The 25,805-nt window shown below is 42.5% G+C and carries 24 protein-coding genes and 1 pseudogene; 7 read left to right on the top strand and 18 right to left on the bottom strand.

Translation table 11 applies throughout. The annotated features are described in order from the left end of the window. Positions 1 to 102 precede the first annotated feature (102 nt). Genes BJP37_RS15080 through BJP37_RS15070 form a run of 3 tightly spaced genes read right to left on the bottom strand, consistent with a single transcriptional unit; the run spans position 103 to position 3,055 of the window. Positions 103 to 543, bottom strand: coding sequence for a hypothetical protein (locus BJP37_RS15080; RefSeq protein WP_143727623.1), 441 nt, complete (start codon positions 541 to 543; stop codon positions 103 to 105). Between the two features lie 24 nt (positions 544 to 567). Further along, on the bottom strand, positions 568 to 2,628 hold the full coding sequence (locus BJP37_RS15075) for a baseplate J/gp47 family protein (protein WP_075899942.1): 2,061 nt from the start codon (positions 2,626 to 2,628) through the stop codon (positions 568 to 570). Positions 2,629 to 2,632: 4 nt separating this feature from the next. Continuing rightward, positions 2,633 to 3,055 carry a GPW/gp25 family protein gene (locus BJP37_RS15070; protein WP_075899940.1) on the bottom strand — a complete coding sequence of 141 codons (423 nt, stop codon included), beginning with the start codon at positions 3,053 to 3,055 and terminating at the stop codon, positions 2,633 to 2,635. A gap of 273 nt (positions 3,056 to 3,328) precedes the next feature. Here BJP37_RS15070 and BJP37_RS15065 point away from each other — a divergent pair, with 273 nt between their 5' ends. Beyond that, positions 3,329 to 4,156 carry an Rpn family recombination-promoting nuclease/putative transposase gene (locus tag BJP37_RS15065; protein ID WP_075899938.1) on the top strand — a complete coding sequence of 276 codons (828 nt, stop codon included), beginning with the start codon at positions 3,329 to 3,331 and terminating at the stop codon, positions 4,154 to 4,156. A 364-nt stretch (positions 4,157 to 4,520) separates the two neighbouring features. On the opposite strand, the gene BJP37_RS15060 is transcribed toward BJP37_RS15065, so the two are convergent. The 12 genes from BJP37_RS15060 to BJP37_RS15010 form a co-directional block, all read right to left on the bottom strand. Further along, on the bottom strand, positions 4,521 to 4,763 hold the full coding sequence (locus tag BJP37_RS15060) for a hypothetical protein (protein WP_075899936.1): 243 nt from the start codon (positions 4,761 to 4,763) through the stop codon (positions 4,521 to 4,523). Positions 4,764 to 5,039: 276 nt separating this feature from the next. Beyond that, complete coding sequence (locus tag BJP37_RS15050) at positions 5,040 to 5,555, bottom strand: hypothetical protein (protein WP_075899934.1); 516 nt, start codon at positions 5,553 to 5,555, stop codon at positions 5,040 to 5,042. Next, on the bottom strand, positions 5,555 to 6,409 hold the full coding sequence (locus BJP37_RS15045) for a phage baseplate assembly protein V (protein ID WP_081431195.1): 855 nt from the start codon (positions 6,407 to 6,409) through the stop codon (positions 5,555 to 5,557). The genes BJP37_RS15050 and BJP37_RS15045 overlap by 1 nt, the downstream gene beginning before the upstream one ends. Further along, the gene (locus BJP37_RS15040; RefSeq protein ID WP_075899932.1) at positions 6,406 to 7,380 is read right to left on the bottom strand and encodes a hypothetical protein; all 975 of its coding nucleotides are present in this window, start codon (positions 7,378 to 7,380) and stop codon (positions 6,406 to 6,408) included. The genes BJP37_RS15045 and BJP37_RS15040 overlap by 4 nt, the downstream gene beginning before the upstream one ends. After that, a complete protein-coding gene (locus BJP37_RS39275) occupies positions 7,355 to 7,510 on the bottom strand; it encodes a hypothetical protein (RefSeq protein ID WP_158069594.1) in 156 nt (51 codons plus the stop codon). The genes BJP37_RS15040 and BJP37_RS39275 overlap by 26 nt, the downstream gene beginning before the upstream one ends. A gap of 195 nt (positions 7,511 to 7,705) precedes the next feature. Further along, entirely contained in the window at positions 7,706 to 11,263 is a 3,558-nt protein-coding gene (locus tag BJP37_RS15035; RefSeq protein ID WP_075899930.1) for a coiled-coil domain-containing protein, read from the bottom strand. Between the two features lie 63 nt (positions 11,264 to 11,326). Next, positions 11,327 to 11,911 (bottom strand): DNA circularization N-terminal domain-containing protein, encoded by a 585-nt coding sequence (locus BJP37_RS15030; protein ID WP_075899928.1) that lies wholly within the window; start codon positions 11,909 to 11,911, stop codon positions 11,327 to 11,329. 2 nt (positions 11,912 to 11,913) lie between these two features. Beyond that, entirely contained in the window at positions 11,914 to 13,221 is a 1,308-nt protein-coding gene (locus BJP37_RS39270) for a hypothetical protein (protein WP_158069593.1), read from the bottom strand. Beyond that, positions 13,193 to 13,354, bottom strand: a complete 162-nt coding sequence (locus tag BJP37_RS39265) for a hypothetical protein (RefSeq protein ID WP_158069592.1) — start codon at positions 13,352 to 13,354, stop codon at positions 13,193 to 13,195. Before BJP37_RS39265 ends, BJP37_RS39270 begins: the two co-directional genes overlap by 29 nt. 5 nt (positions 13,355 to 13,359) lie before the next feature. After that, entirely contained in the window at positions 13,360 to 13,689 is a 330-nt protein-coding gene (locus BJP37_RS15020; RefSeq protein WP_075899926.1) for a hypothetical protein, read from the bottom strand. A gap of 34 nt (positions 13,690 to 13,723) precedes the next feature. Then, entirely contained in the window at positions 13,724 to 14,230 is a 507-nt protein-coding gene (locus BJP37_RS15015) for a hypothetical protein (protein WP_075899924.1), read from the bottom strand. An 83-nt stretch (positions 14,231 to 14,313) separates the two neighbouring features. After that, the gene (locus BJP37_RS15010; RefSeq protein WP_075899923.1) at positions 14,314 to 15,693 is read right to left on the bottom strand and encodes a phage tail sheath C-terminal domain-containing protein; all 1,380 of its coding nucleotides are present in this window, start codon (positions 15,691 to 15,693) and stop codon (positions 14,314 to 14,316) included. A gap of 511 nt (positions 15,694 to 16,204) precedes the next feature. Here BJP37_RS15010 and rlmN point away from each other — a divergent pair. After that, complete coding sequence (gene rlmN, locus BJP37_RS15005) at positions 16,205 to 17,260, top strand: dual-specificity RNA methyltransferase RlmN (protein WP_075899921.1); 1,056 nt, start codon at positions 16,205 to 16,207, stop codon at positions 17,258 to 17,260. Between the two features lie 299 nt (positions 17,261 to 17,559). Here rlmN and BJP37_RS15000 read toward each other — a convergent pair whose 3' ends face one another. Beyond that, a complete protein-coding gene (locus tag BJP37_RS15000) occupies positions 17,560 to 17,742 on the bottom strand; it encodes a replication restart DNA helicase PriA (RefSeq protein WP_075899919.1) in 183 nt (60 codons plus the stop codon). 983 nt (positions 17,743 to 18,725) lie between these two features. Between BJP37_RS15000 and BJP37_RS14995 the strand changes: the two genes are divergently transcribed. From BJP37_RS14995 to BJP37_RS14975, 5 genes are all read left to right on the top strand, one after another. After that, on the top strand, positions 18,726 to 19,925 hold the full coding sequence (locus tag BJP37_RS14995; RefSeq protein ID WP_075899917.1) for a glycosyltransferase: 1,200 nt from the start codon (positions 18,726 to 18,728) through the stop codon (positions 19,923 to 19,925). 603 nt (positions 19,926 to 20,528) lie between these two features. After that, positions 20,529 to 21,434: a sulfotransferase family protein gene (locus BJP37_RS14990; RefSeq protein WP_075899915.1), complete on the top strand. Its 906-nt coding sequence runs from the start codon at positions 20,529 to 20,531 to the stop codon at positions 21,432 to 21,434. A gap of 287 nt (positions 21,435 to 21,721) precedes the next feature. Then, positions 21,722 to 22,711 carry a glycosyltransferase family 10 domain-containing protein gene (locus tag BJP37_RS14985; protein ID WP_438941506.1) on the top strand — a complete coding sequence of 330 codons (990 nt, stop codon included), beginning with the start codon at positions 21,722 to 21,724 and terminating at the stop codon, positions 22,709 to 22,711. A 6-nt stretch (positions 22,712 to 22,717) separates the two neighbouring features. Then, on the top strand, positions 22,718 to 23,725 hold the full coding sequence (locus BJP37_RS14980) for an Npun_R2821/Npun_R2822 family protein (protein ID WP_075899913.1): 1,008 nt from the start codon (positions 22,718 to 22,720) through the stop codon (positions 23,723 to 23,725). 10 nt (positions 23,726 to 23,735) lie between these two features. Beyond that, positions 23,736 to 24,656 (top strand): Npun_R2821/Npun_R2822 family protein, encoded by a 921-nt coding sequence (locus tag BJP37_RS14975; protein ID WP_075899911.1) that lies wholly within the window; start codon positions 23,736 to 23,738, stop codon positions 24,654 to 24,656. Between the two features lie 55 nt (positions 24,657 to 24,711). Here the strand turns inward: BJP37_RS14975 and BJP37_RS45325 are convergent, their stop codons facing one another. Next, entirely contained in the window at positions 24,712 to 24,861 is a 150-nt protein-coding gene (locus BJP37_RS45325) for a QAALIT motif small membrane protein (protein WP_293054646.1), read from the bottom strand. Positions 24,862 to 25,242: 381 nt separating this feature from the next. Then, positions 25,243 to 25,722: pseudogene (locus BJP37_RS14970) on the bottom strand (PhnE/PtxC family ABC transporter permease); the annotation flags it as partial. Positions 25,723 to 25,805: the final 83 nt, after the last annotated feature.

The following is a 25,805-nucleotide window of genomic DNA, read 5'->3' as shown; positions in this document are numbered from 1 at the left end:
CCAATTCTGGGGGGAAGAAGCATCCAATTAGCTGGGAAAAGTCCCCCTTGCTAAGGGGGACCAACGGGGGATCCCCACCTCATGGGATAGAGAATTGCTACATTACTTATCTTCAATCACAATTTCCAAAGTAGACGGCACTTGTAACTGAATCTCAGCCCGTTCTACAATCGCAATGGGAATATTGTCCTGATAGGAGCTACCCTTGGCTCTGAGTTCAAGCTGATCAATCGTGTAGCTAGAATCTCCGAGAAAGCTTCGGAGTGCTTCCATTAACTTCTCCTGATTTTCCTTTGAAACTTGGCCATTGCTGATGAAAATCTTAAGGATTTCCTTGGCCAGATTGCCTGCATTAGTCCTGATATCTACCAGCAGCAGAGTTTTCAATTGGTTATAATCCAGATTTTCTCCCACTGCTAGTTTGGGTAACTGCTCCAGAGAGGGAATCACAATACTTGTAACTGCAGCTTTCATGGCACTCTTAAGTTGTGCTGGGTCAACAGTTTCGGGAACTGCAACCGCCGGAGTTAGCCTTAAATTCAAAGTAGCGATCGCAACCTCAACAACCTAGATATCGCTGGTAATGATAAACTTATCAGCATCACCTAACTGAGTTTTTTCAAATTTGTTTACCTGAATTTGCTTCTGGTCTCGGTCAATTATATCCTCAGCATCTTCCCCATTAATAAACCGAAAATCCTCCAGTTTCCAATTAATATCTAGCACTGATTCTACGGTTTTTGCTTGCTTAACCAGCTGCTCAATTTGAATATTTTCTTCTGGTTGAAGTTGCTCAAAATAAGCACTAACCTGCTCCCGAACCTTTTGGTAAATGTGCTGCTTCTCTTGTTGGGTAACTGTAACCGGTAGGATTAATTTCAAGGCTCCAGTAATGGTGAGTAATCTCTCATAGAGAAATACCGAACTGAGCTGAGCCTGCTCCACAAACGTGACCTTAACGGTTTCGCCATCAAAGGGAATCCCTGGTTGCCAGAAGGAGGGAATTAACTTGATTGCTTCGATGGTGGTGATTGTTTCAATTCTTGCCTTAATCTCACTTTTAACCACTTCCTGGGATGGTTTGAAGTCAGCAAAATATTGTTTTAGCGCTGTTTCAATTGCCTGTTGTTTCTGGTCATCTAGTGCTTGAGCCTTAATTTGTAAGGCTACAAGCAGGGGTTTGATTTCTGAGGCAACGCGAACCGAGTGGGGGGTGAACTTTTCTAAGATATCTACTTCTAGCCGTTTCACTGGCGTTTCGGAGGATTTATAGTGCTGGGTAGACAGTTCAGTGCCTTCTGAATTACGAATACTGGTCGTGAGGGTAAAATCAACTAAATCATTGACACCGTTGCAGCCTAGTATCTTCCTCGTGAGTTGAGAGATCAGCAGGGGTTGACCCATTTTCTGGTCTTTGAGATGGGAGATAATTGTCTGCTGTACCTGTTCTTCCAACTGTAGCCGTTCCTCTGGAGACAGTTTCAGTTCTGGTTGGAGTTCAAGTTGGAACACCCCGTCAATATTCACTGCTGTAGCCGGTTTAACTAGTGCGTAGATTCCAGCTGCCTTGACTCGGTCAATTTCTTGTTTGAGCTGACTAGTTTTATCAATATCTGTAAAATCAATGCCATCAACGAATATTTCAATAATGCCAAAGTCTTGCCGTGAAATAGGCCGCTCATTGCTAAGCGTAAGAGTTACCCTATCAACCACTAACTCTTTCCAAGTTGCATTAGCCTGAGCTTCCCCAGCTGCTCCAGGAATACCAGCCTCTACCTCCACCTCCACTGCTGGATTTTGACCTGCTGAGAGGATTACCTCTTGAGTGGTGTGATAGTCTTTAGTTTTTGTGTCTGAGACTTGGAGTGTTATAGTTGTCCCTTTGGGAACCTTAAGCTCTTCAGTAAGGGACTCACGATGAGTAACCATTACCTTGCCCCTAGGGAAGTGGAAGTTTTCTCTAACTTGCACTTCCCTCACCCCAGGTAAACTCAACAGAGCATTCCGGATGGAAGTAGTATTACCGCCACTGGTCGCCAACAAGGTTTGCTTGGCTCGTTGGCGCAGTTGTTCGTCACTCTCCTGTAGTTTACCGGTAAATCCCAGGGTTTCTTGATTATTAACTGACTTCACCCCCACTACCGGCTGAGGCATCACCACAATGGTTTCAGCTTCAGTTTCCTCTGTTTTACCCCGTCGTAGAGCCTGGACTCTCACCTGGGCAGTGGTTTGGTCTTTGGAAATCTTGCCTTCTTCAATGGTCTTGTAGGCTTTTTTGGGAGACTCCTGGGTATCTTCCGTAGTTACTAGTGTACCTTTGGGAATAAAAATATCTTCATCAATGCCCAGATCTCGCGTAAAGGTAACTTTTCCGGTAGCATAGTCCGGTTCTCCCCGCTTAATGCCTAAAATGGCAACGACTTTGTCAAGGTCAATGCCTTCGGCGGTATCCACAAAACCAGAGAGATATACCCGTTGCATCTGCTCGTAGAGGACGGCGAGTTCCCAAGCAAAGGACTCGTATAGAGTGCGCACCACACTGCCTTCTTGAAAATCAGTTAGTGTGGGAGGAGTGCGACTCTGCATGGCCTCGAACAGTTGAGCAAAGCCTTTTTTCTCAAAAACCATCAAATTACCCTCCAGGTAGGGAAAAGCTCAGGGTCAAGGGTGTTTCCTGGCCTACAGCTTTAAGGACTAAAGTTGCTACGAGTGTATAACGTTGCTGACGAGAGGGAGGCTCAAAATCTATGGCCTTGATTTCTTCTATCCGAGGTTCTTGAGCTAGACACTCACGGATATAGAGATTAGCAAGGGAGCGAAGACGATTATTATTTTGTTCACCCACTAACAGGTGGAGCCGTGACCCATAATTGGGATGTCCCAAAGCCGCCAGCTCCCCTTTACGGGTGTAAAGGCGATTGAGAATTGCCTGAGCCAAATTATCTAAACCTGTCGCTGTGGCCAAGTCACGATTGACACTTTGAAGGTCTACGAATTGTCGCTCAGAAATGAATTGTCCGCTGTGGCGGCGAGTGAATAATAAATCTTTTTCCATTTGGTGATGGGGAATGGGGAATCGGGAATCGGTAATGGCTGATAGCTGTTCGCGCAGCGTGCGCGTAGCGCATAGGCTGATCGGTAATGGCTGATAGCTGTTCGCGCAGCGTGCGCGTAGCGCATAGGCTGGAGCAAGAGCCAGCTTAAGCCCTTGCCAATTCTACTGTTGAGTAGTCTTGAGAAGCAATAGGCTACTCAACTTACCCATTACCCATTGCGATTATCATTACTATTATGATTATACTAGGTATAGTTAAGTAATGAGCTGAATGTGAAAACCGACACCATCTTCTATCGCCTGTTTCAATCGTTTCCCAGTATTTTCTTTGAATTAATTCACCATTGTGCTACTGAGGCACTTGGTTATCAATTCGCTTCTGTGGAAGTCAAACAACTAGCTTTTAGAATTGATGGGGTATTCCTGCCGACAACTACCACAGCCCAACAACCGATTTATTTTGTGGAAGTCGAATTTCAGAGGGACTCTCAATTTTACTCCCGCTTCTTTAGTGAAATTTTCATGTACTTAGACCAAACTGAACTCAGCAATGATTGGCGTGGTGTGGTGATTTACCCTAGTCGCAATGTGGATAAAGGAGCAACTCTTAGGTATCGAGAATTACTCGATTCCCCAAGGGTATCTCGGATTTATCTCGATGAATTAGCCGAGATATCTGCAACATCGGTGGGTATAGCCACAGTACAGCTAATTGTCACCAAGGAAGATACTGCGATAGCACTTGCTCAAGAGTTGATTCAACGGACCACTGAGGAGATCGAGAATGAACGACAAAGAACAGAACTTCTACAATTAATAGAGACCATACTGGTGTATAAGTTACCCAAACTCAGTCGTAGGGAGATAGAAGCAATGTTTAGCTTAAGTGATTTACGGCAAACCAAAGTTTATCAGGAGGCTTTAGCCGAAGGCAGACTTGAAGGTATACAAGAAGGCAGACTTGAAGGTAAAATTCAAGCCAAATTAGAGTCCATACCTCGGTTGTTAGCTTTGGGGTTAACCATAGAACAAGTTGCCCAAGCTTTAGAATTAGAAGTTGAACAAGTGAAACAGGTGCTCGAGCAGTCAACGGATAGTTGAAATAAAAACCATCCCATAGTTAGGTAATAGGTAATGGGTAATAGGTTATGGGTTATATAGCGTTATTTACAGTTGTGAGGTACGCTTATAAACCTCAAAGTCCCCCTTTTCAAGGGGGATTTAGGGGGATACCTTTGTATCTCATAGCTATAATACTTGCTATAAGTAATGAGAGTTCGGCAGCAGTTTTTGAGGTCTGATTCTGATTTGACAAACAAGCTTGTAGGGTGGGCAAAAACATTTTGATTCACATGAGTATTCTAGATAAGATAACTTTGTTCACCCTACTTTAATTTGTATTTTTTTGACTGCTCTCAATTTACGCTGAAACTCAGGAGTAAGTTGCACCTCAACTAACGGAGCGTCAGTCAATATCAATTCCCTCCCAGATTTGAGAAATGGGTAGGGTTTGTCCAGTCACAGCTTGCTGCCAAGATTTGCGAAAGCTTTCTGCTGAAAAGTCAGTATTATCGCCTTCTGGTATAGTTTTAATTTCTAGGGCATGGTTCTTTTGAATAATTGTGGATAGTATTTTGAGTAGTTCAAGCTGCTCTACTAATGAAAGGGACTGAGCAATGTTGACCGCTTCTTGAAGCTGTGATTTCATTAATCTCCTCTATTTATAATTAGAGCAATTTTATATCCCATCAGGTAAAAATTGATCCCCCTAAATCCCCCTTAATAAGGGGGACTTTGAGGTTGACAACCGTGCCTCATAACTACGATAAACACTATATAGTGTCTACAGTAAAATAATAGAATATTCTTTACCCATTCCCGATTCCCGATTCCCGATTCCCGATTCCCTATTACCCATTACCCATTACCCATTACCCATTACCCATTACCCATTACCTATTACCTATTACCCATTACCTATTACCTAAATTGGTAACTCCTTCCCGGCAACCGTCAAGCCTTGAGTTACCTCCAAATTGCCGTTAATTTTAATAGTTTTTGATGGATTGAGAGGGGACAATTCGATATCACCTTGATCAGAAATATTAAGGCGTAAAATTTCCTCTCCCTTCATCGTGATCACCAACCCCGCCTTTGCCTCTGAGACATCCAACACCAGCTCATCCTTAATCGTGATTCCCTTCTCAGCCACCAGGGGTCCGGTTGCCGTTACGTTGTTATTCGTTTCTAGGGAAATACCATCCTCTTGATGTAAACAAATTAGAGCATGACCAGGACTTTTTTCACCATTCTTTTTACCATGAGGACATTGCTCATCTGTCCCCTCACACCAACCATTTTCATCAGGTTCCTCAATGGGGCTAGGCATATCATAAGGACAGACGAAAATTTTGAGGTAAACAGGATGGTCTCCTTTTAGATCTTGAATTGAGCCATTTAAAAATTTATAATCGCTATTTGCCCCTTTGATTCTAACCATTACCCCACCTTGGTATTTCTCGCCTTTGCCTGAATTGAATTAATCTTCTCTGTTGGCACCATCACCGGACAGGGAGCGCCGAGGTTACCCACATGGGTGTGGGTACTCAGAATAATATCGTCACTATCACCAACCGCATTAGCCGGTAACCGTCCACCAACTTGTACAGAAGCCGTACTTGCATCCCCAATCTTGATCGAACCTACACTTTTGACGGTGACATTAGAGCTAGCTGCATCAATGGTGATGCCCCCACTTTCAACTTTAATCTTGCAGGTGCCGTTATCAATAGTGATATTACCACCAGATAAAGCCACGGTACATTTTTCGTTTTTCAGGGTAGCATCTCCTCCTTCCAGGGTGACATGGCACTTTTCGTTGGTGAGATCAATTTTTTCATCATCGACAGTAATCACCTGTTTCTCATTTTTACTAGTAATAGTAACTACCCCCTCCTGATCAATTTTCAAACTACCCCCGTCTTTCGGGTTATTTTGTAGGTAGAATTCCTTTTCCTTGTTGACAGGGGGTTGGTCTTGGTCATTGTAGAGCCGACCAATAATCACAGGAGCATTGAGATTACCCCCAATAAAGGTAACCAACACCAAATCCCCAACATTGGGAATATTAACCAGTCCTAAATGGGGGGTTGCTACTGGCACTTTGCGCAATTCAAAGTCTTTGCCGTCTGGCTGTTTCTTGTTCTTTAACTTGACTGAACATTGGTAGTTGTCCTTGTCACTCTCAGAGGTATGGGGAAACACCGCTGTCACAATCCCCAACTCAGTAGTGTAAACTTTACGTGCTTCCTGCCGAGCAACCTTCTGCATTACTCCAACAATCGAGTCTGTCACACTTCCTCCCAATCAATTACAGTACAAAAACCACTACGGCGATTGAGACGGTGGCTCACTCCCGTGACTTTGAAGCTACCATTCAGGGTAGCCATCGGCATTTTTGACACCTTGATCTCATCTCCTAGCTTGACATTAGCATTACCTAGCACCTTAATTTCACCCCGTTGCTTCTGGCGCTGCTTAGCCAAAACCGCCTCAGCCATTTTCTGAGCAACTGCCTGGGTACGAGCTGTGGGGTCAGTCAGTCGTAGAGTCGTAAAACCAGAACCGGAACCAGCAGTACCCTTAACCTCTTTTTTCGTAAGCCAAGAGTAAGCCTGTTCTCCTTGTCCTTGACTGCTGGGACTTTCCCCGTAAATTTCTACCTGCTCAACCCCAGGATGGGGTTGCTCCAATTCCAAGGCCAGAATGTCTTCCCCATATTTGAATTGATGGGTACTGGCAGGGTTATATTTGGCAAATACAGCTTTGTCTTGGGTGTTGGCATAGAAATCAAAGCCACATTGTTGTGCTAAGGTCTCGAGCTCGTCATAGGCTGACCTCAACTCTCCCACCCCATAGACCGAAAATTTCAGACCATTCTCCACTTGCCCCACCTTCACCTTGCCCAACTTGAGAATATCTTTGACAATATCTCCAGCATTTGGTTTTTCGTAAACCCGATTTAACCGAGCTGCGGTCAAACTCCCAAAAGTGCTGGCAGCCTCAATCCTGACACGGTCAATGCTCCAGTCTACCCTACTAACCTTACCGGTAAAGACTAACGTTTGCTTATTCTCATAGCCCAATTCCACCGATACCAGCTCTTCTGGACTGATAGTTAAACCCTGTGGTAACCCTAGAACAAGACAGCAGGTATTAACCGGAATAGTTAAAGAACTATGCGATCGCAACTCAATGAGCTGCGTTTGTTGCCCAGCGTTACAGACAACGCTACCAATTTTAATGGTGTAAGCAATTTTTAACATCAGGAGAATTTAGAATTTGGAATTTAGAATTTAGAATGGGGGATGGGGAATCGGGAATCGGGAATCGGGAATCGGGAATTGGGAATTGAGAATTGGGAATTGAGAATTGGGAATTGGGAAAATTAGCCATCGAGATCAACTTTACATAGCACTACTCTGCCTAATACCTACTACCCATTACCCATTACCTATTACCCATTACCTATTACCCATTACCTATTACCCATTACCTATTACCCATTACCCATTACCCATTACCCATTACCCATTACCCATTACCCATTACCTATTCCCTATTCCCTATTCCCTATTCCCTATTCCCTAACTAAACCGGCAAAGCATTCAACAAGCGATCAAAAGAATCAGCCACATCCTCCAAACCAATATCCAGTTCACTTTTTAGCTGCTCAAGCCGTTGCCGCAGTGCTAAAAAAAGCTTATTAATAGCTGCTCGCAATTTTTCGGTCTTTTGCACTACTTTTTGCTGATACTGGCTATCTAGAGCATCACCTACTGCCTGAGGAATGTCTCTTAATAGTTGGATTATATTTCCATGTAACTGGTCTAGTTCATCAACAATGTTTTGAGGATAAATCTCTTTGAGCTTGTCTTTTAAATAAGGGAAAATTGATTCCATATTCATCACAATCAGGTCTTGGGTATAACTCGCTTCGATTAACAAACGGTTAAAGTGAACCAGATCACTTTTATAGTCACCTAAACTTAAAACTTTAACCTCGGTAGTCAAGGTTACTCCCTCAAACCGTTGCTTATTGTAGAAGTCTTCCTGGAGCAGCAGGTTATTCAACTCTCGAATCACCGCTTGTTTAGTTCCTTCTGTCTTCGCCTTTAGCAACAATTTAGTAGTCTCAGAAAGCTTACTATTGATGTACTTAGAAACGTTATCCTCGGGTTGAGCAAGTTTTTGGATTAAACTATCAATATCTTTAAAGTCACTCTCATCAAAGGAATTCAGCAGTAGCTTCGGCCTCAGAGACTTTAAGGTTTCCAAAGTTGTTGTATATGTCCCTTCGATTGCTTTTACTACCTCATTAGTCAGACTGTCAATGGCATTCTTAACCCCATTAATTGCCTGACGAATTTGGTCTCCTAGCGTCTGAGCAACCTGGCTGAGAATCTCCACTAATCGTTTCGGAGCATCCTCGATAATTTTGATCACATTGCCAATGTCACCAAGAACAGTACGAGGCTGCTCTAGTAATTTGTCCAAAGCTTGGAGAATTTCCCGCAGAGGATTGACAATCTGTCGGTTGAGTTCATCGGGAATAACTTGCTTGAAGTTAGCCATTACCTGCTGAGGAGAAGTGCGGTTGGCACTTTCTTGCAAGCGATCGCGTTGGCTCTCATTCCCCTGGAGTCTAGTGGTGTCTGTAACGATAGTATTGACTTGTTCGAGAACCTCTTGGGGGGAAGTTGCAGTAAAGTTTTGATAAAGGTTTTCCAAGCGTTTTCGCAAATCTTCATAATCTACAGCAATTTCTGCTGGTAGAGTTGGCAAGCTGGCTGCTGGTGGTGCTGGTAGAGTTGCTACCACCTGCTGATAAGCTGTCACTTGTCCGGCAACGCCATCGGTTGCTAGATCATCGGGAGTCTGGGTGTAAGTTGCGATCGCGTTTTGGAGTTCCTGCAATTGCTGTGTCAAACCCTGCTCATCAACTGCATTCACCTTGGTCACGATCCCATCTCGGATTTTCTCAACCTCTTGAATTTTTTCGGCAAAACTGAAGCTCAATATCTCCTGCAAAGTGTTCCAAAAATCTGACTTGAGGACATCTGACAACCCGATATTCGCCATCAGCTTATCTACTTGACTCAAACCATCCGTCACTTTGCCCACAAGCTTCTCGACAGGTAAATTATCTAGCTGGGTTTTGACAGTTGCCAGCTGCTGATTCAGGAAATCTGTTATCGTTTTGGGAGATAAGGACTCAATCACCCCTAACAACTTTTCGTATAATTCTTCTAACAAATCCAACAATTGCTTGGGATTAATCACTTCTAGTTTTTCAATGATATCATTATAAAAGTCTTTAACTGGTTGAAGAAGTATAGAAGGCTTGTACTCATTTAATTTATTGATCACAGGAGTAAGATAGGGCTCGAGAAAATCAACCACCAGAGTACCAGGTTGTAAAGATTCAATTTTGTCGTTAATTTTATTAAATTCCCCTTCGATTAAAGCCACAATATTGTCTAAGGGAGCTAAAATCTCATCAAAGGCAGCTTTCAACTCAGGGTTAACGACACCCGGAACATCCACCGCTTTAATTACCTCTGTTCCCACTTTTAGTGCGGTTTTAACCGGGGTACTAAGGGTAGAGACATCAACCGCTTTTAACTCCTTCTCCAAGTCATTGCTTTTGGTTACCACCACTTGAAACGCTGGTTTAAGGGACACTTCTTTGAGATTGTCAGTAATTGTCCCCATACCCTCTTCAGCTTGTTTTAGGGCATTAGTAATCTGAGGACTGTCCAAAATGGCACTAACTTTGTCAAACAGCTCATTGATTTTATGGTCTAACTGCTCTCGGTTGAGCTGGGTTTTAATTTGAGTATTAACACTTTCAATTGACGTTTTTATGTGGTCAGTTTGCTGTTCGAGGTTTTTAGAAAATTCATCAACTTTACCAACAATAGTTGTGGAGGCTTCATTACATACTTTTTTAAATGGTTTAACTAATTCTTGGGACTTACCATAAGTATTTTTAATAAACTCTTTAACCTTTTGAATAATTTCTTCAAGATAGCTTTTGACTTTATTTAACAGCTCTTCTCCCTGCTGAATTTTGTCGGTAATAGCTTTGGTGACTTTAGTAGCAATCTCCTCAACCTGACTAATTGCTTGTTCAATAACCTTTGGTATTTTATGGGCAAACTCCCTGAGTTTATCGGTAATAGTTTTAACTTTAGCTGTCAGAGTCTCAATATAAGTCTTGATTTTATTAAAGAAAGGAACTAAACCTCCTGTAGTAGCACCACCTTCTGTAGTACTAATTAATTCCTCTAAAGCAGTTTGTAAATTTGTGATATCAAAGTTTTGTAAATTTGCCAGAGCTGTCTTTGTGCTAGCATCAATGCTCTCAAATTCTCTAGCAATCGCTCTAGTTCTTTTTATCAGTTCTTTAAATTGCTCTTTTTTTAGGGAAGTAGGGTCTTTTAGGGAATCCAGCAGTTTGTTATATTCTGCTATTAATTCAATTCGCCGCTTAATATTACTTTCAATGCGGCTAATAGCCTTGGAAGGAAGTTGTTCTGCTAAGGAGTTAATCTGTTCCTTAAAAATTTCGGTGAGGGCTTGTGACTCAAATTTTTTCAGTAATTCATCTGGATCTGACAATTTATCGAGTAATTTTTTTAGTCCTTTGAATAAAACATCCAAGGTGCGAACAGGTAGCATCCCTGCCTTGGTGACAAATTCTTCAAATTCCCCAAAGATAGTTGGTGTGCCTGTAGGCAATTCTCCGATACTGAAACTACCTATCAAGTCTTGAGTTAAAGAGGAAATCGTATCTTTAATTTCATCAGCAATCTTCAAATCTCCGAAATCAGCTGCCTTGGGTAAGGGAATGGCTGCGGTAAGGCTGTCGAAGTTAAGTTCTGTGAGTTGGTCGATTTTTCCGGATAATTCTGCTTTCAGTTCCCCAGCAGATAAAGGCACCTGGGCAATTATCTTCTTTACATTTGTAAAATCGACCTGAGGAAGCTGCTCTTCTATTTGCTGCTGATAATTACCAACATCAGGAAGACCATTTTGAGCCAGTTGAGCAACAGTACTTTCCGCTTGAGTACATTGATTTTGAGCATCAGCAAATGCTACTTTAGGATTAATGTCTTTGAATTGCTCGACAATAGAGAGTGCCATAATCTTGAGTCTGATTAACTTAATCTTGTGTGTAAAAGCTGGTTTAAAGCTAAAAACGGCAACTTAAATCCCAAAAATAGCTTTTAATCCTTCTGTTACTTTATCTAAATCTTTTGTGGCTTCTTGTACGGGTTCTAAAGCTCTTTTTAACGGTTCAAATGGGTTAGTAATTTCCGGAATAGTACCCAGTTGTAGAGCATCAGGAAGAGTGGCAACATCCATCAGATTCTTCGCCTTAACCTGAATCGAATCGTCTACCTTAGCAACACCTGCAAACCCTTGACTACTAGGAGGATCAGTATACTCAGCAATGGTCAAAGTATAGCTGAACTGCTCTGGCTCCTTAGCTAATTGAAACACCTCAAATCGTTCCACAATAACCTGGCCAAAGTAGCTTCTGCCAACAATTTCGGCAATAAAATCCACAGGTTTCCGCTGTTTGTAAATTTGTCGCAGTTTCTCCAAGTCCTTACTTGCTTGAGAACCGTAAAAGATACCACTAATCCCTAAGAATACTGAATCCCGTCCCAAGTCCTGCACAAGGTTTCCTGCCATACCAGGAACACGATGGGAGATCAAATTCGCTTGCTCTAGGGTGACCAGCCGATGCACCCGGTTTAGCTTAATTCCTCCTAACTCAATAGCCATGATTAGCTGCTCCCATAAAATCTACGGTATTCGCGACTGACTTTGCGAGCGATCGCGTCCATAATCTCATCTAAGTCCATTTCTGGTGTACCGTTGCGGCTGATCATATCTGTTTCAACCTCTGTTTCTAGCTTGCTGGGATCGGAAGAATGGGTAATAGGTAATGGGTAATCGGTAATAGGTAATGGCTGATGGGTAATAGGTAATGGGTAATGGGTAATGGCTGATGGCTGATGGCTGATGGCTGATGGCTGATGGCTGATAGCTGATGGCTGATGGCTGATAGCTGATGGCTGATGGCTGATGGCTGATAGCTGATGGCTGATGGCTGATGGATCACTGGAAGTTTGAAGAGCCTGGGGTGATGCAATATCAATATCCGCACCCAAGGGAAACCTCTGCAAGGTTTCGGGACTCGCACCACTAATTTCTTCACCACTCCCATAGTCATCAATCAGTTGATCGGGAGTTGCGTTGGTAAATAGTACTTGATCTCCGTTATCCTCCAAGTCCTCCGGATCTACTAGGTTTGAGTACAACGTGGGATCAGAGGCACTAACCAGATTAGGGTTTGCTAAATCTAGCTGTTCCTGGGAAGGTAATAATTCGGCCAGTTCTTTCAAACCCTGAACATTACTCGAATGCTTTGGTAAGACTACTTCTTCATTCCTGCCCAGAGTCGGTTTTTTAGATATAGGTTGGGTTGAGGGAGCAAAGGAGGAAGAACGGAAGAGTTCTTCATCTAGGGTCAGCTCCTGTGCAGGAGTAGTTGTGGGCACTTTCTGCCCTCTGCCCTCTGCCTTCTGCCTTCTGTTAAGAGTCTCTGTAGGCAGTATTGGTAATGGTGGCTTAAACTCCCCATCTGTATGCGCCAGTTCCTGTGCAGGGGGAACCTTCTGCCCTGTGCCCTCTGCCTTCTGCCTTCTTGTAGCCCCTGATTCCACCCTAGACAATACATCCCCTGAAGTAACAAAAACTTCGCTATTATTCCCCTTGCTTACTTGATCTCTACGGACTGGTGTTGACCAACTATCCTCCATAGTTGGATTAGGAGTTGCTAAACCTTTTGGGATAAACCCTGAAGTCAGCCAGGTCTCCAAAGCTGTGAATTCCTCACCTAGCTGTCCAACCTGAGATACAACTTCCTCTAAACAGCGGATTTCAGAGCAATCCTCACTCGTCAAATAATTCCCAGCTAACCCCCCTGCGGTGTATTCACCAATCAAGGCTTGAAACTCACTACGTAGGGCTTCCCCAAGAGCGACGAGAGCGTTATTGATATTAGGAAAGCTTTCCCCAGGCATCGCCATGACTAATTTCTTCATCTAACATTTGTAAGTATATCGAGACTTGCCCCATGGTCATTGTTTGCACTTGTTGGGGAGTCCAGCCAAATGCACGGGCTAAACGGTAGCTGGCTTTTACCAATGGGGAAGCACTCAAGCCATTTAGGTTTTTTTTTCCGTCAACCCACTGATTTGTCTAATTTGAGCGATCAAAAAGTTAACCAACCCCAGATGCATCTTTTTGACTTGTTCTAAGGAAAGCGCTGGCTTTACCAGTGATTCCTTGATCATCAACAAGGGAATTAACCCTGGATCATTTTTCCCGGCTTTCATAATTAGCCCAAACGTACCAATAGTCAAAGGACGTAGCTGCACAACCACATCAGCCTCTGACTGCTGATTGCTTTGAGTAGGTTGCAAGATATGTGGAGGCACTACAACATTAAAGATAACGGTAGAACCAGCTAGGAGTTCTTCTGGTGTTGGTTCCATTTGAGCATTGAATTCATTAGTTATTTGTCATTGGTTAACTCTTTTCCTCTGCACTAATGCGTAAAGCTTTAAAGCTAACTCCTTCCATCACAAAATCATCTTCAGGTAATTGAAAACTCCAGCTTTCAAACTTAACACCAAACACAGTAAGGGTACTACTTTGGTCAGGAAAGGCTGGATTTTTCAGGGAAATAACGATATTAAAGGAAGGTTGAGGAATTGCGGCAACTGGCGGAGGACTTGTTGCTCCATCACCCAGCAGCAGCCTAATTAAAGCCCCATTAACATGAGCTCGTTGCACGAAGCCAGAAACATTGATATTTCCGGGACGCAACTCCGTTGGGAAACGCTTACCAATTTCGTGGTAAGGTCGTAACTCATTTTCTACCTTGACCGTTACGTTCTGTAAGCGCCCAACTATACTCGAAAATTCATACTCACCAATTAAACTATCCGCAAGTTTACCTTCTACTGACTCACTGTCATCGACAGCTAGAACTAACGAGGCATCAGAACCGCGAAAGACATTAACATTGGGCATACTAGTCCTCCTAAATATTTCCGAAATTTAAGGATTTTCATCCTTCGTTGTGAGGGCAGCTGATGGTGCGTGACTGTCTTTTTTTACTCGAGATACATCGTCACCTGGATAAAGTCGATGCTAAAGGTTGGCATTAGAGTCATGGTAACCATCACCTTCCCTTCTTTTTCTTGAGCGCGGGTTGCTGATACATCAAGTTGATAACTTACCAAGGCTTCATTATCTACCATGCGCGTCAAGAAAGCATTCAGGGTAGCTTTCATAGCTCCCCGCACTCGTTCATTATTCAACTTGCCGATATAGGGATTGCAACTGCTACGAACTCCGTAGATTGCATAGTCTACAATCCGTCTGGTAGTGATTTGCTTCCAGGCTCCATCATCAGTGGTTATTCCCTTAACGATGCGAAATCCAGCCCGTTTTTCTACTGTTAAAACACGGTTTGTGACCAGTTTTTCCAGTTTTGCACTGTTAAATTCCGTAGTTAGACCTTCAATTGTTAGGGTTTTGTTAGTGGGACTGGTTTGTACAGGCAACGAAGAAAGCATCCCAGCCACAGCAGCAGCTAGGTAACTACCGGGTAGCTTGTTTTGCTTTCCTTGAGATGAAACCAAAATTCCCGGTGCTGTAAAAATGATGCGGTCATTGTTGACGGTGTGACCAGTAATAGTTTCTAAGCTATCTTTACCGTTGGTAAAGCCACTACCAATGATGCCAATCCGCTCTCGCTTGATTCCTGCTGTTGTCTTCAGGTGTCCCTCTAGAGCGGTTAACATCCCTGTTTTGGTAACATCTTGCCCAGCTAGTAACACAATGTTAACGATTTCATTCTCTAGGAGAGCTAAACTTCTTGTGTAATCGTCACTGGCGGCATCAGCACCATTGTTGCCTCCACTGAAGTTGGCATCATTTACGGGGTTTGGTTTTCCCGGTTTTATAGTCTCCTCAGCCTCCACCAAAGCTGATTTTTGATTAACCTCAGTCTTGAGTTCCTCAATTGTTTTTACTGAGTATGTTTCCTCAATTCTGTCCTGGAAGAGTTTGACTGTTATTTCTGTGTTAACTGTAACTGTAATCTTGATCTCATTGCCCCAATTACCAGGAGTTTTAGCTTGCAGCGTCAGCAATGTCTCCGAATCCGATTTCAATTCATATTTTGCCTTAGAGCAGCTTGACTTTGCAGCTGTCCGCACGGCATAAACTGTTTGCCCTCCATTTTGATAAATCAGCTCTAGAGCACGAATTAATGTAAGTTCATTTTTAGTCCCATCTTGCCACTCGTCACTTTTCCCAAAAATTTCCTTAGCTTCAGACAAGCTACCGAGCAATTGCACCTGGTCTACAAGTCCTTTTTCCGCTGTGCCAACAATTCCAATGTTCCCTGTAACTACCCCGCCAGGACTAATTAACCCCTGATCACGCACCTCAATGTAAGTGCCTGGTAAAACCATCGTCTGAGTCATGAAAACCTCCACAGGAATTCAACGATCATACTAATTATCCTGCGCACTTTAAAATTTTACTAGTGCATCACTACCATCGGATTCCAGAAGATAATTGCCCTGAAAAATTAGTTAAACTTTGTACCGGGTCTGAAATAGCCTATAATTAGGAGGTTTGTCCAGGGCAAAACCATCTAATTTTTTTAGACAAATGACTAAAATTATGTACTGAGGATTTAACAGGAGGATCGCTGTCTAAATAAGAAGTAGCGATCGCCATGGTAGTTTAACTTAACGATAATTCCTGTTATAGCAATTCTCTATGCCATGAGGTACAAAGGGATCCCCCGTTGGTCCCCCTTATCAAGGGGGACTTTTAGGTTTAAAAGCGTACCTCATAAATCCTAGAAACGCTATAGAATTATTTGCTCTGATCAGATCCTGATATCCTATTTCCCCTAAAGCCCTTATGTGCCCAGATGTTTCTATCCCTCAACCAGACCTCAGTAGCAATGGTTCAAACGTCCAAACCATGACTAATGTCAGGGAGTCAGTCTCACCACTGGTAAACTCAATTCCGCCATTGTTAGGAGCTTCTATAGTAGAGTTAACCAGCTGGATACAACAACAGGGACAACCAGCTTATCGAGGACGTCAGTTACACGGATGGATTTATCAAAAAGGAGTGCGATCGCTTTCTCAAATTTCTGTCTTTCCTAAACAGTGGCGTAACACCCTCGCCGATGTCCCCATTGGTCGGTCAACGTTACACTACCGCTTAGAAGCAAAGGATGGTACGGTAAAATACCTGCTCCAGTTATCAGATGGTCAAATTATTGAAACTGTGGGTATTCCCACACCAAAGCGTCTGACCGTTTGTGTGTCTTCCCAGGTCGGTTGTCCCATGGCTTGTGACTTCTGTGCTACTGGTAAAGGCGGATTCACTCGCAATCTGGCTCGCCATGAAATTGTCGATCAGGTTTTAACAGTAAGAGAAGATTTTCAACAACGAGTCAGCAATGTGGTGTTTATGGGTATGGGAGAACCCTTGCTGAATACCGAAGCTGTGGTAGGTGCAGTCAAGTCTCTTAATCAGGACCTGGGGATTGGAGCGCGATCGCTTACTATCTCAACAGTTGGTATTCCCGGTCGTATCCGCCAACTCGCTCAGCATCAACTACAAGTCACCCTTGCCGTCAGTCTACATGCCTCAAATCAGCAGCTACGGGAGCAACTGATTCCTAGTGCCAAGCACTATCCTCTCAAAGCACTATTAGATGAATGTCGAGACTATGTAAACTTAACAAGTCGCCGAGTGACGTTTGAATATATCCTTTTGGGTGGACTTAATGACTCTCAAAAACATGCTGTTGAGTTGGCTAAGAACCTGAGGGGGTTTCAGAGTCATGTCAATTTGATTCCCTACAATCCCATTAGTGAAGTAGATTACCAGCGTCCTAATTACCGCAGGATTCAAGGCTTTGTTGAAGCTCTTAAGCAGCAACACATTGCTGTCAGTGTACGCCATTCCCGTGGTCTTGACAAAGATGCCGCTTGTGGACAACTTAGAGCATCTAGGAGTAATTAGAAGTAGAGAAGTAGTGTTTTGTGGAAGTGAAAAAAAAACACAAGGGATGTTTTCCTGACCCTTGTGTTAAAAACCTACCCTTGTGAGTTCGGCGTTGCTGAATCAAGGAATGAATAGGAGTAGAGTGGGCATCCTGCCTGCCTTCGAATTAATAGGAGTAGAGTGGGCATCCTGCCCGCCCGAAAATCTAAGGAACGGGCAAGATGCCCATTCCACGCAAGATGCCCATTCTACAAAACTCTTAAAATCATTCCCTTATTAAGCAATGCCGTGAGTTCACCCCCTCACCCCCTCATGGGTTATGCGCTAGGAGCATAGATGCCAGGGGCATAAGCCTCAACCACCCTGCCAGTGCGAGTGCAGTTAATCATTAAATAATCACAGACGGGGCATTGAGTCTGGGTTAGGTGAGTGTTTTGATAATAAATCCTTTGAGCACTACTGCCACAATTAGGACAGTAAACTTTCTGTGTTATCTGCATGTTAAACCTTGTTTTATTCAGTCAGTTATTAAAAAATGACTGCCTCTAACAAGCACCGACCCTGGTTCAACCATCTACTAGTAGCGCACCGCAAGCTGATGATGTAAGCTTTTCGTTGGTTTTGAATGGTAGCTTTACTTTATTTGTGCTGTCTTGTACTAGTTAGATATGAGCATTCAACTGATTAATCTGGAGGCAGCAATCGTTAATCTTTCCTTAACTATTGTATTTAAGTCTTAGTTTTTTGGAAATTAATTTAACAATACTTAGCAATATTGTTTGCATTTTTTAATATTCTCAAGATATTGGCACTCCAAGACTAGGTTTTTTGATTAAAAATAAGCTTCTATCCTATTGGTTTATAATTGATCCCTAATTGATCCCTGATTGATTACTGATGAAGTTATGTTATTTTTTATACAATCGAATTATAATATTGGCCGTAGACAAAACTAGTTTTCTGACAACAGATGTTAGATATGATACGGTATTCGTTTAATTACTTATCCTATCGAAGATCAGGTAATTGGATCGGGTAATTGGTAATTGGTAATTGACGATTCTCGATTCATATGTTAAGTGGGTTAACCAATCCCTTGCCCAATCTTCAATTATGTGTAGCGAGCATAACCGAAATTAGGATAAATCAGGGAAATTACTGAAGCAATAGTATAGGGATTAGGCAAGACAATATAGTTGATGCAACTACGATCAACAATCAACCATTAACCATAAACCATCAGTGACTTCCGTAAATCAAAAGTGATTAACCAGACTTGATATTAAACAGCAGACACTAGCAATCGCCCTATTGCTCGAAATTAGAGATGTCCTGACGAGATGGTTTTATCAAAATCAAGAGTGTTATAAGGGGATAGCTTGGTCAAATTTGGGAAGTATGGTGGTAGAGAGCTCAGCAAATACACTAGTTAAGTATTAATGGCAAACAGAAGATCTGATCAATTAACAATTCTAAACTAACAATGAATAAACACTATATCTTTTTTACCAGAAATACTTTACCTCAACCCAATGCTGCCCACTTAGTTCATGATGTAAATTCCGCCAATGCTGCTGCTAACCTTGGTTATTCTACTGTTTTAGTCTATCTTCACCCCCCAGAGAAATCCCTGAATCCCTTAGACTGGGTTTATCCATTTCGGCTCCAACAGCCACCGGAAAACCTGAGCAAGTTTTACAGTATTCAGGATCAGCTCAAGGTGGCTCCCCTAGCTATGCCTTGGCCCATTGGTCACATCAAAGGCAAACTAACTAGCCCCAGCACAATCGTTTGTCGTTACTATTTTCCAATTCATATTTTTCCCCATACTCAAATCTTACACACCTTGGATTGGAATTTAGTAAAAACAGCCATCAAGCATGGTATTCCAGTCATTTATGAGCGGGAACATTATAAAAAAAGTGACTATGATCAATCGATTGTCCAAAACCCACTTTTTCAAGTTGCAGTCACCGTAGCTGATAATATTCGGGACGATATGATTCGTAGGGGTATGCCCCCAGAAAAGATTATCAAACTCCATAGTGGCTTCAATCAGTCTTTTTTAGTAAGACAACCAGAACCAGCCTCTGAATGGCGCAAAAAACTTTTGGTGGATAACCGCCAAAGGTTAGTGGTCTATTCAGGAGGACTCTATCGCTTCAAAGGGGTCAACTTATTAGTTGATGTTGCTAAAGAATTACCACAGATTCAATTTGTCTTTGCTGGTGGCAACGAATCTCAAGTACAGTCTTATCAGCAGCTAGCTCGGGAAAAGCAAGCTAACAATGTTACCTTCTTAGGTTATATTCCCCACCAGCAGCTTCCCAGCTTACTCCAAGCTGCTGATGTGTTGGCTCATCCTCACTGTTCTGGTGAGGCCGCTAGCTTTACGTCTCCTCTGAAGCTCTTTGAGTATATGGCTTCAGGAACTCCGATTGTGGCAACAGAAATTCCTCCGTTGATGGAATTTAAATCATCGAGTGCTATTGCTGGCTGGTGTGAACCCGATAACCCAGCTCAATTGACTCGTTGCCTCCAGCAGGTATTAGAAACCTATCCCAGAAACGTGAATGGTTATGCTGCTCAAATTGAGTGGGGGCGTCAGTTTTCTTGGGAAAATAGAATGGCCAAAATTATGAGCAATGTAGCAGAATCTATACATCCTATAATATCTGATTAATAGGGTTACGCTTAGGGTTAAAGTAATCATTGAGCTATCAGCTATCAGTTATCAGTTATAGCGCTACGCGCCAGGCATGCTAGCAATAGGCATGCTAGCAATAGTGAAGAAAAAAGCTTACTAATCAAGGGATTGAGCGATTTTAATTTTTCTTCACTTGTCAAACACCATAGTGCGTAGTGCTATATCAGCTTAAGCGCTACTTGAGGTGCTACGCGAACAGCTAATCCGCTACTTGAGGTGCTGCGCGAACAGCTTTTGAATCAGCGATGCCTCAGGTGCGACCCGTGGCCAATTTAATTACGGGTCAAACGCACCATTACGGTCTTGGGGAGGCAGCGCCGACCTGCGGGGGTTTCCCCCACTCGCGCTTTGCATCAAGAACTGATCTCAATTTCGGTTATGCTTACTAGAAATACTTGCCGATATCGAGAGGTCGATATCGGGTGATGAGGTGATGGGGAGATCAGGTCAAAAATAGGAAATAAGAAGACATGATCACATGACAATGTCAGCCCCCCTCTCCTGATCATTTCATGTCTAATCTAAAGACTTGATTAAACACTTTTCACTTTATCAAGGATAAGTTAACTAGATAGACTCATGACAATGCCCAACTTTTTAATCATAGGTGCAGCTAAGGCTGGAACTACCTCAATTTATCGATATCTAAAGCAGCATCCGCAAATCTACATGAGTCCTTCCAAGGAACCTAGGTTTTTTGCTTTTGAAGGGGAAAATTTAGATTTCCGTGGTTTGGGAGATGAAAAAGAAGCTGATTTCATTGTTACTAATATTGACGTCTATCGTAAACTATTTAAAAAGGCAACTAATCAAGTAGCTATTGGTGAAGCCTCTACAAGTTATCTCTACATGGCGAAATCTGTTGAACGCATAAAGTACTACATTCCTAAGGCAAAACTGATCGCAATTCTTCGAGATCCAGCAGAAAGAGCCTATTCCAACTATTTACATTTACTCAAGCAAGAGCGCGAGCCACTAACGGATTTTGCTGAGGCTCTTGCCCAAGAAGAGAAGCGCATTCAAAATAACTGGTGGTCCTTCTGGCACTATAAACACCAGGGACTTTACTATGTCCAAATGAAGCGTTATTATGAGGCGTTTGAAAAAAGCCAGATTAAGGTTTATCTATACGAAGATTTGAATAATAATCCTATAGGTATGCTGAAAGATATGTTTGGTTTTTTGCAGATAGACGATACCTTTACCCCAGATATATCTGAAAAAGTTAGGCAAGCTCCTCGCCTTCCCAAAAACAAAGCGTTGGAATCATTTTTGAACCAACCGCACCCAGTTAAATCCATTCTCAGTCCATTGCTTCCTGCTAGCCTAAGGGATAAACTAGTTAACAAGATTAGATATTTAAATCGTGGGAAACCTAAGTTATCACCAGCAGTGCGGAAGCAATTGATTGAATTCTATCGTGAGGATATCCTCCAGCTTCAAGATTTGATTGGTCGGGATCTTTCCCAATGGCTAAAGTGTTGAACATTAAGTGAACAAGTAAGTTGACAATTATAAGTTGACAATTAAGTTAAGTAAGTTAAGCTGTAAGCATTCAGAAGTCAGCCGTCAGCCGTGAGCTTTTAGCTCACGCTGCGCGAACAGCTTATTTTATTCAAAAGCACCGATTGCGCTACTTAAGGTGCTGCGCGAATAGTAGTACCTCAAGTAGCGCATAGGCTGATAGCTGATAGCTGAATGCTTACGTTAAGCTTAAACTAAGCTGATCAAATTATTATCAACTTAAACTTGATGAGTTAGGGAATTAAGCTATGTCCAAAACTATGGACAAAAAAGTTATCGGTATGATAAGTAGCTATAAGGCACTGAAACCCAGTCCTGTTGATTGGCTATGGAAGCAAACCCCTCGTCCTTTGGGGGTTTGGAAAAATATTCAAATGATAGCTACTGCACCTCAACCGGATTTTTTACTGCTATACAACTTTAACGAATTTTCTGACATCGAACCACGATTACCCAAATTTGGCAACTTTTTTGGGCTAGCTCACAAGCCCCCTGAGCCGAAAGTCCCAGATCTCAAGACTCTCTTGCGGGGAGTGCCAAAAGAACGGATTATTTCTTTGGTGCGGGAACCTCCATTCCCAGAACGGGAAGAGATCCGAATTAATGAATATAAACAAGCTCAGGAATACTGTGGCTATGTATGTGGTCCTGATGATTTTGCGCCCATTCCTGACTATATGCCTGCTATTTCATACCACAACAATTCGTTTCGTGAATTGAATGAAATGGCACCACCTGAAAAAACTCGTTCTTGTTGTTGGATTACCTCCGGTATTGCTCGTACGGCTAATCATCGTCAGCGTTTGGCGTTTTTGAAGCTGTTGAGGGACAGTGATCTAGAATTTGACGTGTATGGACGGGATTTGCCAGACTGGGTAAACGGATATGGAAAAGTAGGGAATAAGTGGAATGCGATGGCTCCTTATTACTACAACCTGGCGATTGAAAACTATGCTGGTAATGATTGGTATGTGAGTGAAAAGTTGTGGGATGCTTTATTAGCCTGGTGTTTACCCATCTACTATGGTGGTTCTGGTGCTGATAAATTATTGCCTCCAGGAAGCTTTTTGAGACTACCAAGTGAGGATGAAAAGGGCTTAGCTTACATTCAGGAAGTGACAGCTACACTGGATGCATGGCATGAGGCTCTAGATGCGATCGCAGAAGCACGTCAAATCATTTTACATGAGTTGAATTTACTCAACTTCTTGTCTAAGGTAGTGGAAAAACTGGGGTAAGTCTAGATGAGCACAGGAATTTATACATTAGCTAATGATGTGGTTTACGACCAACTGGTAGCACTGCTCAATAGTATAGAAGTTAATGCTGGGAAAGACACTCCAGTTTGTGTAATTGCTTACAATGATCAGTTAGACAAAGTCCGTCAAGACATTGCCACCCGAGATAATGTAATCTTGCTGGATAATCCAGAACTATTTGTCCGTTGGGAAGAGTTTTCCTACCGTGTCTGGAAAACTCACCCCTCAGCCTTACAAGAATGGCAGGCACAAGGCATGAAGACGAAATTCTATCGGGTTGGTGAAAATCATCGTTACTGTGCCTTTGATCCAGAAAGTCCATTTGAAAAATTTATCTATCTCGATGCTGACACTCTGCTGATGAATTCGTTAGATTTCGTCTTTAAGCAGTTAGATGAGAGTGATTTTGTGGTTTATGACTTTCAGTATAAAGACCCAGCACATATTTTTAACGTAGCCTCACCGAAGTTACTAGAAGTATTCGATGAATCCCAGATTAATTCAGAAATTTTCTGTTCCGGATTTTATGGGGCTAAGCGAGGATTATTTCCTGAAGAGCAGCGAGAATGGTTAGTTTCTCAGTTAGCTAATGGGGAAGCAGAGGTTCTGTATAAGCGAGCCCCTAACCAATCTGTACTCAACTACATGAGGATGAGGTCTGGGTTATCAATCCATAATTTTGCTGTGAGTTTGCCTAAAGATAAAAGAACCGGTAATTCGGTAACATCTCCTCACTTTGAGGTTCGGGATAATCTACTTTATGATCATGGGAATCGCCTGACTTATCTCCATTACATTGGAATCAAATCAAAAGTTTTCAATAAACTGTGTGCTGGGGAGAATATCGACTTTCCCTACCGGGATATTTTCTTACATTACCGATATTATCATCAACCCGAAAAACGTCCTCAGTTTACTACTAAGGCTAAACCTTACAACCAGCCTCCTAGTTTAACCACTAAAGTCTTCAAGAAGTTAGGATTGAGTCGTTGAGGCAGATTTTATGAATCGTGGAATTTACATCACTGCTAATGACCGGGTGATTGAGCAGTCTATTGCATTACTAAATAGTATCCGCTCTTATGATAGCGATACCCCAATTGTTTTGATTCCCTATGATGAAAATTATCAAAAGGTGGCTCAAATTCTTAAAGAGTCCTATGGGGTAGAGATTTATCCAGATTTGGCATTTATCGAACGCCTGTCTACTAAGCTACACGAAATTTTCGGGGAAGGATTTTTTGCTAGACCGAATCAGTTCCGCAAACAGGCTTGCTGGTTTGGAACCTTTGATGAATTTATTTATATCGATACCGATATCGTTGTTTTTGAGAAGATAGCAGATACTCTTGACTACCTGGCTGACTATGATTTTATTTGCTGTGATTACCAGCATGTCGGGGGAATCACTAATGTTTTCACCCCTAAAGTTATTGAAGATAAGATTTTTAGTGAAGCGGAACTGAAGGATATCTTTAATGGGGGGTTTTGGGGAGCCAAGAAAAATAAGATTAGTGAAGAAACTTTATATGAAACCTTTGCTGAGTGTGCGGCTCATCCCGAGTATTTTGACTTTTCCCAGAAAACCTCCGATCAGCCGATTATCAACTATATGATATTGAAGCAGATGCACCACCGATTTAATATTGTGCGTAGACCAGGGGGAGCTCCAGGAAATTGGGCAGGTAGTAAACAATTTCAAACCCAAGGAGTACGACTTATTGATCCAAATTTGAATCAACCCCTACAATATCTACACTGGGCTGGTATTCGTATTCAGCCTGGTTGTCCTTATTGGGATATCTGGAAACATTACCGCTATTTGAATGAACCTATGCCAGAGGATGAGTCTTTGCAGCCTAAAACTCAGAAGAGCTTATGGGAACAAATTACCAACAAATTACACAAATCACTGAAAAAGTAAAGCGGATTTAGTCCTAAAAAGGTGACAAAAAGGGTTAATGAAGTAGTCTCAGATGTCAGTTTGATGGTAAGTTACTCACAACTTCTTCTGTAAAGTCCGATGCCGGAGGAGCAGAAGAAGTTGAGTCGGTGCTCATTAAACCGAAATCTGACGATAAATAAAGTACTAAGGTGAAGGTGATAGCTAAGATAAGTTTTTCCAACATTTTACACTCCTCTAGTCGCAACGTCATCTAGTAGTAACGTTATTAAGTAGTTACCCCTATCTTCAGTATCCTGAATTTTTCGTGGATCGTGGGTGATCCTACGGTAATAGGGGTTGTGACAATTGTCATAATGTTAGGTGACGTAAATCATCGACAAAAAGTTTCTTTTGTGCCAATAAAAATAGGTAGAGAGTTGGTTCACTCACAGATGGGGTGATGGGGTGATAGGGGGATGGGTGATAAGGTGAAGTTAATTCAAGTTAATTCAAGTACGGCGAAGGATTTGGGTGATCTAATGATTTTGCTGCCAGTATAGTTGTGTCAAAATACTTTGTCCTAGTCATACTTTCTCAAGTTTGTGAGAAATCTCAGGATTACTAGTTAAGTTTTTGAGCCTCTAGCGGCAGCACTGACCCAATCGACTAAAAAGGTCAAAATCACGAAACATGCGCAGCGTTACCACTACACTGCTATAGTCAAAGCTGCTCAATTGTTCGGTCAGCAACAGACCTAACCCTCCAGCTACGACTTACCGACCATGACAGTCTCCCGGATCCAGACTTCCGAGCGATAGAGGATATAAGCTAGGAAACGGGGCAAGTTAATCGGCAATATTCCATAGAGAAATAGCAGGGTTCCTGGAGTTCCCTGGGCTTTCAAGGCTTCTAAAGGAGGCTTTGCCAGGTTTTCATTGGTTTCTGTCATTAATCTGCCTAGAATACCGAGGTTGTTTAATCCCAGTGCGATCGCACCGGGTAAAATTCCAGGAAACAGGACAAACAGCGCTACTATTGCCCAAATCGGTGGGGGAATGGCTCGGCAAAACAGTAGGACTATCCGAGTTAGCACGAGTATTGTCCAACCTTGTACCGACGCAATAGTTAATACCCTGACTGCCTGACACATCTGTGTGAAAAGCAAACAGATCAGGTTCTACACTTTAA

Origin of the sequence: Moorena bouillonii PNG (assembly GCF_001942495.1) — a bacterium.
GTDB classification, from domain to species: Bacteria; Cyanobacteriota; Cyanobacteriia; order Cyanobacteriales; family Coleofasciculaceae; genus Moorena; species Moorena bouillonii.
This window is presented reverse-complemented; position numbering and strand designations above follow the sequence as displayed.